The sequence below is a fragment of the Streptomyces torulosus genome (genome assembly GCF_001419765.1).
Lineage (GTDB): Bacteria > Actinomycetota > Actinomycetes > Streptomycetales > Streptomycetaceae > Streptomyces > Streptomyces torulosus.
Genome location: NZ_LIRK01000203.1, coordinates 1 through 9992 on the forward strand (window position 1 = coordinate 1; position 9992 = coordinate 9992).

General features: G+C 69.0%; 8 protein-coding genes. 5 read left to right on the forward strand and 3 right to left on the reverse strand.

The features are described from left to right. The first annotated feature begins 305 nt into the window (after positions 1 to 305). From AOK23_RS14915 to AOK23_RS14935, 5 genes are all read left to right on the forward strand, one after another. The gene (locus AOK23_RS14915; RefSeq protein ID WP_055713201.1) at positions 306 to 1943 is read left to right on the forward strand and encodes a sensor histidine kinase; all 1638 of its coding nucleotides are present in this window, start codon (positions 306 to 308) and stop codon (positions 1941 to 1943) included. After that, positions 1940 to 2347, forward strand: a complete 408-nt coding sequence (locus AOK23_RS14920) for a roadblock/LC7 domain-containing protein (RefSeq protein ID WP_055538138.1) — start codon at positions 1940 to 1942, stop codon at positions 2345 to 2347. Before AOK23_RS14915 ends, AOK23_RS14920 begins: the two co-directional genes overlap by 4 nt. Next, positions 2344 to 2754 (forward strand): DUF742 domain-containing protein, encoded by a 411-nt coding sequence (locus AOK23_RS14925; protein ID WP_055713202.1) that lies wholly within the window; start codon positions 2344 to 2346, stop codon positions 2752 to 2754. The genes AOK23_RS14920 and AOK23_RS14925 overlap by 4 nt, the downstream gene beginning before the upstream one ends. Continuing rightward, a complete protein-coding gene (locus tag AOK23_RS14930) occupies positions 2735 to 3355 on the forward strand; it encodes a GTP-binding protein (RefSeq protein WP_055713203.1) in 621 nt (206 codons plus the stop codon). The genes AOK23_RS14925 and AOK23_RS14930 overlap by 20 nt, the downstream gene beginning before the upstream one ends. 149 nt (positions 3356 to 3504) lie before the next feature. Next, a complete protein-coding gene (locus AOK23_RS14935; protein ID WP_055713204.1) occupies positions 3505 to 4980 on the forward strand; it encodes a cytochrome P450 in 1476 nt (491 codons plus the stop codon). 24 nt (positions 4981 to 5004) lie between these two features. Here the strand turns inward: AOK23_RS14935 and AOK23_RS14940 are convergent, their stop codons facing one another. The 3 genes from AOK23_RS14940 to AOK23_RS14950 form a co-directional block, all read right to left on the reverse strand. Then, the gene (locus AOK23_RS14940) at positions 5005 to 5946 is read right to left on the reverse strand and encodes an RluA family pseudouridine synthase (protein WP_055713206.1); all 942 of its coding nucleotides are present in this window, start codon (positions 5944 to 5946) and stop codon (positions 5005 to 5007) included. A gap of 54 nt (positions 5947 to 6000) precedes the next feature. Then, the gene (locus AOK23_RS14945) at positions 6001 to 7401 is read right to left on the reverse strand and encodes a hypothetical protein (protein WP_240496392.1); all 1401 of its coding nucleotides are present in this window, start codon (positions 7399 to 7401) and stop codon (positions 6001 to 6003) included. Between the two features lie 861 nt (positions 7402 to 8262). Continuing rightward, the gene (locus tag AOK23_RS14950) at positions 8263 to 9810 is read right to left on the reverse strand and encodes an amino acid permease (protein WP_055713205.1); all 1548 of its coding nucleotides are present in this window, start codon (positions 9808 to 9810) and stop codon (positions 8263 to 8265) included. Positions 9811 to 9992 lie beyond the last annotated feature (182 nt).

Below are 9992 nucleotides of genomic sequence, written 5' to 3' on the forward strand. Positions count from 1 at the left end.
CCCCGCACACCCCCACCCTCGCACGCCTGTGCATCGTCACGCTGTGCGTTCGAGTCGCGCCTGAGCGTGTAAACGACCAGAGCGTACTCCTGTCGTGAGGGCGATTTCAGGCGGTTGCTGAATATGACACAGCGATGATCCGGTCGGACTAAGCTCGCCCGCAGCGCACCGAGTTGAGGTGTATTCGTGCGCTTGTTCCAAAAATTACCGAAGATCCAGTTTGATTCCCGGATGAACCCCCAGCTAGTCCCAGAAGTCCCAGCAAGTCCCCCGACCTCCAGCCGATTTGTCGTTAGAGGGCATACATGGTGAGTGTTCAATCGCCTCCCGGTGGCCGTGACCTCCCCCACGGGCGCGTACTACTGCTGCCGGCGATACTGATGGCCGCGGCGACCGGGACCACCGTCGCCCTGGTGACAGGGCCGGTCCGGCTCGCCGTCGGCTTGTCCGGAGCCGTCGCGACACTGCTGCTGATCGCGGTCGCGGTCATGGCCGTGCGCGGCACCCGCCGCTCCGTGCGCGAACTGCGCGCCGAACAGGAACGGCGCACCCTCTCCCTGGAGCAGCGGATCGCCGCCCACGACCAGGAGTTCACCCGGCTGGGCAAGGAGATCCTGCCCGCCGTGCTGTACCGGCTGCGCGGTGGAGAATCGCCCTCAGAGGTGATTCGCCACGTCATCGACGGTGACGCGGAGTGGCGGGAACTCCCCAATTCGCAGCGCGAATTGCTGCGCGCGGTGCTCGACATCGTGGACCGCGAGGAAGCGATGCGCGACTCCTCGCAGCGTTCCTTCGTCAACATCGCCCGCCGCGTCCAGGCGATCGTCCACCAGCAGAACAAGGAACTCCGGGAGATGGAGGAGGACCACGGGCGCAACCCCGAGGTCTTCGACGACCTGCTGCGCATCGACCACGGCACCGCGCTGATCGGCCGCCTCGCCGACTCCATCGCCGTCCTCGGCGGCAGCCGCCCGGGCCGCGTCTGGCCCAAGCCGGTCCCCCTGTACAGCTGTCTGCGCGGCGCGATGTCCCGCATCCTGGAGTACCGCCGCATCGAGCTGCACTCCATCGCCAAGGTCAACGTCAACGGCGTCTCCGTCGAACCCGTCATCCACGCCTGCGCCGAACTCCTCGACAACGCGACCCGCTACTCCCCGCCGCACACCAAGGTGCACGTCACCGCGGTCGAGGTGCAGACCGGCGTCGCCATCGAGATCGAGGACGGCGGCATCAGCCTCAGCGAGGAGGCACGGGCCAAGGTCGAGGACATGCTGGCGCAGGCGCAGCAGGGCATGGACATGTACGACCTGGGCGGCAGCCCGCGTCTCGGTCTCGCCGTCGTGGGCCGCCTGTCGACGATGTACAAGATGCAGGTCTCGCTGCGGCCGTCCGCCTACGGCGGCGTTCGAGCGGTCGTCGTCGTACCTCGCGACATGCTCACCGAGGAGGCCGCCCCGGGTCTCGCCCATGGCATCGGCATCGGCGCCGTACCCACCATGGACACCGGCGGTGTCGAGGGCCCCAACCGCAAGCCGAAGCGTCGCCGTCCGACCACCGGTCCGCGGATCCCGAGCTCCGCGGAGGAGATGGGTCCGGGCGTGGAGGACGACGTGCCCGTCGTCACCGAGTGGACCGCCAACGGCCTGCCGCAGCGCCGCAGCCGGAACAAGATCCCGCTCAGCCAGCGCTACGCCGAGGCCGCCGCCGCGGAAGCCGCGGCAGAGGCGGCGATGGCCGCCGCCCCCGTGTGGCAGCCGGAGCCGGAGCCGAAGAAGGAGCTGCCCCCGCCCGGTATGTGGGTGGAGGCGTTCATGGCCGGGCTCAAGGGCGACCCCGACCCGAACGCATTCAGGAACCCGGACGACTCGACCGCGTCCACCGCTCTCACCGCGAACACCGAGCCGGCCCGTACGGAGGCCGACGACGAGGGGGACCTCAAGTGATCCAGCAACGAGCCAATTTCGACTGGATGCTGAAGGATCTGGCCGACGGAGTACCCGGTATCCAGCAGATCGTCGTGCTGTCCGCCGACGGCCTGCGGATCGCCCGCCACGGAGGCGACCCGGACGCCGCCGACCGGGTCGCGGCCGCCTGCGCGGGACTGCAGAGCCTGGCCGGAGCCGTCGCGGGGGAGATCCCGCAGAGCGACGGTCACATGCGGATGGTCATCATCGAGATCAACGGCGGCTACTTCTATCTGATGGCCGCCGGTTCCAACGCCTACCTCGCGGTGCTCGCCAATGAGATCGCCGAGCCCGGGCTGATGAGCAACCGCATGCGGGACCTCGTGGACCGGATCGGCGCCCATCTGACCAGTCCGCCCCGTCGGAACGGGCAGACCGTATGACGCCTCCGCAGCGCCAGCGGCGCCAACCCAAACACGAGCCGTCTCCCCCGTTCCATGAGGACGACCTTCCGAGCGTGACGGGGGAGCGGCCCCCCGAGCGTCTCTACATCCTCACGGGAGAGGACGGCGAACGCGCCCCGATCGACCTCGTCACGTTGATCGTCGCGCGCGCCGATCCGCCGCCGTCTGCCGCTCCGGAGCAGTCGGCGCTGATCCGAATCTGCCAGGCCCCTCTGTCCGTGGCCGAGATCTCGGCCTATCTCAACCTGCCGATCAGCGTGGTGACCGTCCTGCTCACCGAGCTGCTGACGGCCGAACTGGTTCAGGCACGCGCACCCGTCGTTCGACAGGCGCGGGCCGACCGTTCCCTCCTCGAAGCGGTGATGCATGGACTTCAAAAGCTCTGACACCATCACGGGTCCACGGACCGAGGACCACCTGCCGCACACCGCGCAGGCCGCGGCGAAGATCGTGATCGTGGGCGGTTTCGGGGTCGGCAAGACGACCATGGTGGGCTCCGTCAGCGAGATCAGGCCGCTGACGACCGAGGAGACCATGACCCAGGCCGGCATCGGAGTCGACGACAACTTCGGCTCCAAGTCCAAGACCGCCACCACCGTGGCCATGGACTTCGGCCGCATCAGCATTACGGACCAGCTGGTGCTGTACCTGTTCGGAACCCCCGGCCAGGAGCGCTTCTGGTTCCTGTGGAACGGCCTGTTCGAGGGGGCTCTCGGCGCCGTCGTCCTCGTCGACACCCGCAGGCTGGAGGTCAGCTTCGACGTCATGGGCCGTCTGGAGGAGCGCAACGTGCCCTTCGTAGTCGCCGTCAACGACTTCCCGGACGCCCCCCGTTACGCGATCGAGGAACTGCGCCAGGCGCTCGACCTGGCCGAGGAGATCCCGATCATCCGGTGCGACGCGCGCCGCCGCGCGTCCAGCCGGGACGTCCTGATGACCCTCATGAGCTTCCTGCACTCCCTGGCGATGTCGGGGGCGTCGGCCTGACCCCGGCACCCCTCCGAGTCGTCGTACCACGACTGCTCTGAGCAGCCCGCCGCACCTGTCCCGACCGGGAGCCGTGTCGTCCCGCACGATGTCCCCTCTCGGTCCCATCGCACTACATACCGGATCCATTCCGTTCGAAAGCGATCGTTGTGACGCCTGAATCCCACTCTCTGACCGACACGGACGACCCCTCGGCCGCGCCGCCCCCGGGCTGCCCCGCGCACGACCTCGGCCCCGGCGGTCTGCGTCGGCTCTACGGCCCCGGAGCGGAAGACCTGGGAGCCGTGTACGAGAAGCTCCGCGCCGAACACGGCCCGGTGGCCCCCGCCCTTCTCCACGGGGACCTACCGATCTGGGTGGTGCTCGGCCACAGCGAGAACATGCACATGGTGAGCACCCCCTCCCACTTCTGCCGCGACACCCGCCTGTGGACCCCCATGCAGGACGGCACGGCCAAGCCGGACAACCCGCTCATGCCCCACCTCGCCTGGCAGCCCCTGTGCTCGCACGCCGAGGGCGACGAGCACCTGAGGCTGCGCGGCGCGGTCAGCGGCGCCATGTCGACCATCGACTACCGGGCGATCCGCCGCCACATCAACCGTGCGACCCAGCACCTGGTCAACAAGTTCTGCGAGGAAGGCAGAGCCGACCTGGTCAGCCAGTTCGCGGAGCGCCTGCCGATGGTGGTCATGTGCGAGATCTTCGGCATGCCCGAGGAGTACAACGACCGGCTCGTGGAGGCCGCCCGGGACCTGCCCAAGGGCACGGAGACGGCCCTCGCAAGCAACGCGTACATCATGGACGTCCTGATGCGGCTCACCGCCCGACGTCGGGCCGAGCCCAAGGACGACTTCACCAGCCACCTCATCAACCATCCGGCGCGGCTCACCGACGAGGAGGTCGCCCAGCACCTGCGGCTCGTCCTGATCGTCGCCTCCGAGAGCTGCGCCAACCTGCTCGCCAACGTGCTGCGCGTGGTGCTCACCGACCCTGGCTTCCGCGCCCAGCTCAACGGCGGCCAGATGACCGTGCCCGAGGCGGTGGAACAGACCCTGTGGGACGAACCGCCCTTCAGCACCATCATCGCCTACTTCGCCAAGCAGGACACCGAGCTGGCCGGTCAGCGCATCCGCCAAGGCGACGGCCTGCTCCTCGGGATCGCCCCCGGCAACGTCGACCCGCGGGTGCGCCCCGACCTCAAGGCCAACATGCAGGGCAACCGCTCCCATCTCGCCTTCAGCGGCGGCCCTCACGAATGCCCCGGCCAGGACATCGGCCGCGCCATCGCCGACGTCGGCGTCGACGCGTTGCTGAACCGGGTGCCGGACATCCAGCTGTCCTGCGACGAGCACGAACTGCGCTGGCGGGAGACCATCTCGAACCGGCATCTGGTCGAGCTGCCGGTGAAGTTCGAGCCGGGACCCCAGCAGGAGGTCACCCTCAGCTCCCCAGCCGAGTCGGTCCCGTCCCAGCGCACCGGCTCCGGGATCGCCGCCGAGCAGCCTCGGCCCACGGCTCCGGAGCCCGTCGACACGCCTGGCACACCCCTGTCGACGCCGGCATCGGGGCAGGCCGGCCGTAGGGGTGTGTTCCACCGTTTCCTGCGCTGGCTCGGAGGAAAGTGAGGCGCCCCATGGCCGCCACGGTCGCTACTGCTCAGCGTTGTCGTTCGAGGACCAGGCTCGCAGCTCACGGCGGCTGACGAACCGGTGCTCGCGTCCGGTGACCGGGTCGGTGAACTCCAGCTCTCGTGCCAGCAGTTGGAGAGGGTGCCGGAAATCACCGACCGCCACGGGGTCGGTCACCACGGGGTAGAGGGGATCGCCGAGGATCGGCAGCCCCAACGCGCTCATGTGCACGCGCAGTTGATGCGTCTGCCCGGTACGCGGCAGCAGCCGGTACCGGGCCACGCCCTTCCGCTCCGCCAGCAACTCGATCCGGGTCTCGGCGTTGGGTTCGCCGTCGACCTCCTGAGCTGCCATGTGCCCGCGCGACTTCACGATCCGGCTCCGCACGGTGCGTGGCAGATCCACCGCCGTGTCGTACGGAGCCACCGCCTCGTACACCTTCTCCACCCGCCGGTCGCGGAACAGCGACTGGTACGCGCCGCGCTCCTCGGGGCGCACCGTGAACAGGACCAGCCCCGCCGTCAGCCGGTCCAGGCGGTGGGCGGCACTCAGTGCCGGTATTCCCAGCTGCCGACGGAGTCGCGCCAGGGCGGTCTCGGCGACATGGCTGCCGCGCGGCGTGGTGGCCAGGAAATGAGGCTTGTCGGCCACCACCACGTGCTCGTCCTGATACACGACGTCTACCGGAAACGGCACCCGTTCCTCGTCCGGCAGTTCCCGATGGAACCAGACGTACAGCCCGGGCACATACGGCATGTCCCGCGGCACCGGGCGCCCCTCGGCGTCCACGATCAGACCCGCGTCGAGCATCCCGTCGATCACGCCGGCCCCGGCCGCGAGCCGCTCCACGAGATGGTCACGCACCGTCGCCCACGCGTCCCCGGCCGGAAGCCGCACCCGTACCGGATCCACTCCTTCACGCTGGGGGAGGGGAGAGGGCGGTGGCGGGGTGCGGCGTCTCATCAGGATCAAGCCTACGACCTCGCTCCGAGACGCCACCGCGCACGCCGGACCCCGTCAGGGGATCACTTCCGCTCCGTTCCGACCGGCGAACAGCGAGCTGCCGCTCCGCACGGCAGACGCACAGGCGAGAGCGAGCCGCTGCAGCTCCGCCACGTCGAAATGCGCGTCCCAGCGGCCATGCAGCCAGCCGCGAACGATGGTCGAGCTGTCGGCGTAGAGCCTGTCCAGTTCGGGGCCGACGTCGACCTGACCGGTCTGCTCCACGCAGGTGCATTCGGCCCGCGAGAAGTAGTCGGCCAGCCGGGGCGCGTACGTCCACTCCACGCTCGGGCGAAGCTTCTTGCGCACCGTGGTCCGGGTGCCGTCGTGCATGCGTTCCCGGCCTCCACGTGCGTAGAGGCAGGTACCCACGACGAAGCCGGCGACGACGCGCTGCCACTGCTCGCCCCCGACGGCGCAGGTGTGGCTCAGGCAGACCTCCAGGATGTCCCAGAGCTGTTCTCGTTCCGACAGCCGCAGACCGAGGTTGTTGCGGTTGCCGTTGTCGGCGTCGCGGCCCTGGTCGATCAGGTCGTGGGCGAGAACGGCCACCATCGTGGTCTCATCGGCGATCTCCCGGTATCGGCCCGAGAGGTCGTCCTGGACGGTGTAGATGTGCACCCCTATGTCGGCGCCCCTGATCCGGATGTACTCCTCGGTCGTGAAGAGATAGGGCAGTTGGAGGATCCCGGTCAGGTTGTCGAGGAGCTGGACCGACCCGCACTCCGCCTGGGCGGCGACCACGAGTTCGCCCTCTTCCCCGTGCGCCTGGACACATTCCCGGGATGCGGCTATCGCCTCCCGGGCGAGGCGCCCGATCTCCCGCTCGTGCGGCACCGTCCCCGCGTAGTACTCGCTGACCCCCGCCAGGACGCCCCACAGGAAAGTGGTCCTGGCCTCGAGAGCACTGCTCGACTCGGGGGCGGTGCACAGAGCGGTGAAGAGACCGGACATCTCCATCGCGAACGAGTAGGAGGGCGTTCCGCCCACAGCCCTTCGGCACCACTCCTGGGCCCGGTCGACCAGCAGTTCCTCCCGTACCCCGACCGCCGGCGGCCCCGACGGAGTCCGCATCAGCCGGTCACAGGCGGCGGCCAGCAGCCCGCCTGTGTCCCTGCCGAGCAGAGCCTGCCAGTTCACCTGCCATTGCTCACGACGCAGCAGGGCGCGTACCGCCCAGAGATCGGGGGACCGAACCGCGTCCAAGGTCGAGCTGGGCGCTCGTAACGCGGAGCGACTGGCATTGGCGGCCCTGGCCTCGATCGCATGGCAGAGCATTCGGGACAGGGCGACGGCATCGGGGTCGGACAGGAGCCACGTGACCGAGTTGCGCCACCCCGCGAACTCGTAGGTCGGCGCCGCCCGGCGAGGAAGCCCGTGGCACACCGTGGTCATCAGACTCGGCAGCTCAACCACTGGCTGCTCCCTCCTCGTGTGGTCTGCCTCCTCTTGCGCCCTCCTGTGGCCGGCAGCCCATGGCCGTGATCACAGGAGACGCAGGACGGTGCTGAACCATCGGGTGACTGATCTCCCGCCGCGTGTTCAAGACCTGGTAGGGACGGTCATTTTCAGGCCTTTCGGCTTGAGTGGAACACTGCATCGACGGCGTCGGAGCTAAACTTGAGCCGCCACTGGGCGCACAAAACGGCTTCGGGGTCACTGAGGCCCCGAGTGACTGAGCCTGAGCAGAGCCTTTCACGATGCCCTCCGGATGGCGGAGTCGACCAAAGTACGTGAAGTGGGTTCCGTCCATGGCGTAGTGGAGCGGATGACGTCGGCCGCAGTCGTCGGGGACGACCGCCGATCCGCACGCTGATGGGGTGGTCGCCACCGATACGACCGCGCCGAAGGCGGTCAGGTCATGGATCGCATCCACCTTCCAGTGGCTGAATGGGTTTCGTCAACTGTTCGAAGTTGGAACATGTTCGGGCGGACGCGTATCGGCGACGCACCGTCGTATGACCGCGTCGGTGCGCTTGCGAGAGCCGTGTTGACCGCCGACCCCAGCGGACATCGGGACACCCCCCTCCGGCGGGCCGCGGCGCGGCACCGTCTCCCGTGCCGTCAACTCACTCTCAGATACCGCCACTTGGCACCATGTGATGGTTCGCGGATACCCAAAAGGGCGTATCGCCCGGCGCACGGAGCGGATTCCACGGCGGCCGGATGCACGGTGTCACACCCGTCCTTCCCCGCGCGCCGCTGATGCGGGCCCGTCCGTGACAGCCGCACACTGCCATACGGCCGGATGGGTGAGAGTGGGGTGTGCCTGCATGGTCAAAGGGTCGGGTCTGCCGGGGCGGGTCCCGCTGCGGACCTACGGGAGCCACGCGTCAGCCTGTACAACACCCCGACACCCAGGGTGACGAGCAAGAACAAGAGGGTGAACCACTGGAACCACCAGCCGCTGCCCGAGGGGTCGTAGACCTCGGCTCGGGGCCAGGCCAGGTTGATGGTCATGAACAGGCCGTAGACGAGGGCGAGGGCGTTGACGGGGAGGCCCCAGCGGCCGAGGGAGAAGAGGGGCCTGCCCGTCTCGTCCGTGCCTCCATCGGGGAACGTGCCCTTGAGGCGCCGGACGAGCAGAGGGCCGGTCACCATCGCGTACGCCAGGTACAGCATCACGATGCAGGTCGTGCCGATGGCGAGGAACGCGTCCGGCGAGACGAAGTTCAGAAGCAGCAGGGCCGCGGCGAGGGCGCCCACGACCACGGCCGGCGCGCCCGGCATGCCCGTGCGCGGGTTGACCCGTGCGAGCCGTGCGGAGAAGGGGAGTTGGCCGTCGCGGGCCATCGAGAACAGCATGCGGCAGGCCGACGTCTGGATCGCCAGCGTGGCCACCGCGATCGCCACCACCACGTCGGCGAGCAGCAGCCGGCCCACGCCGTCGCCGAGGCTGCTCGTCAGGACGTAACTCAATCCGTCCACGGCCAGGCGGCCGTCGGTGAGGCTGGGCGCGGCGAGCAGTCCGCCGAGGACGATGAGACCGCCGAGCAGTCCCGCCGCGCCCAGAGCGGTGAGGATCGTCCGGGGCGCGGTGCGGCGCGGGTGGTGCGTCTCCTCGCTCATCTCGCCCGCGCTGTCGAAGCCGATCATCACGTACGCCGCCATGAACGAGCCCACCAGCAGCGCCCCGAGGAGGCCCGTGCTGCCCTCGGCGGTGTGGAAGGTGATGCCGGGGGAGCGTTCGGCGTGCGTCAGGAGGAGGACGACGATCAGGATCGCCCCGATGATCTCCGCGGTCACCCCCACCCGGTTCACCATGGACAGCACGCGGTTGTCCAGGACGTTCACCAGGGTGGTGAGCGCCAGCAGAACCACGCCGAGCACGGCCGCGTTCGCCGCTCCCGTGGCGCTGGTCGGCGCCGGGTCACCGCCCACCAGTTGGAAGCCGGACCAGATCGCGGGCATCACCATCTGCAGGGCGAGTGCGGCCGCCGCGACCACCACGATCTGCCCGATCACCATGATCCAGCCGGCGAACCAGCCGAACGTGGCGTTCGAGAGTCGCGAGGACCACTGGTAGATGGCGCCCGAGATCGGATAGCGCGCCGCCAGCTCCGCGAAGCAGGCGGCGACCAGGAGTTGTCCGAGCAGCACGGCCGGCCAGGTCCAGAAGAAGACCGGGCCGCCGAACGCGAACCCGAACGCGAAGAACTGGAAGACGGTCGTCAGGACGGAGATGAAGGAGAAGCCGGCCGCGAACGAGGCGTACCGGCCCAGACTGCGGTGCAGTTCCTGGCGGTAGCCGAACGCGGTCAGTGAGGTGTCGTCGGGGGAGTGCTGCGGGTCGGGGCGGAGGCCGGCGGGGGAGATGCTCGTCATGGTGGCAACCTGCTTTCGCAACAAGCGGCACGAGCGTTCGCGCGGCAGTCGCGCGAATTCCTGTCGGGTGACAGAAATGAGGGGACAGAAGCTAGGGGAGCCCCGTGTCGTGCGTGTCACGCGACCGTGTCCGCGGCGCGCCCAAACCCTCACGGGAGGGCGGAGCGGGGGCGGTTGCGGTG

Excerpts from the sequence above, each read along its gene's own strand:
- AOK23_RS14915 (WP_055713201.1), top strand. The coding sequence starts at position 306 with ATGGTGAGTGTTCAATCGCCTCCCGGTGGCCGTGACCTCCCCCACGGG.
- AOK23_RS14925 (WP_055713202.1), top strand. The coding sequence starts at position 2,344 with ATGACGCCTCCGCAGCGCCAGCGGCGCCAACCCAAACACGAGCCGTCT.
- AOK23_RS14930 (WP_055713203.1), top strand. The coding sequence starts at position 2,735 with ATGGACTTCAAAAGCTCTGACACCATCACGGGTCCACGGACCGAGGAC.
- AOK23_RS14940 (WP_055713206.1), bottom strand. The coding sequence starts at position 5,946 with ATGAGACGCCGCACCCCGCCACCGCCCTCTCCCCTCCCCCAGCGTGAA.
- AOK23_RS14950 (WP_055713205.1), bottom strand. The coding sequence starts at position 9,810 with ATGACGAGCATCTCCCCCGCCGGCCTCCGCCCCGACCCGCAGCACTCC.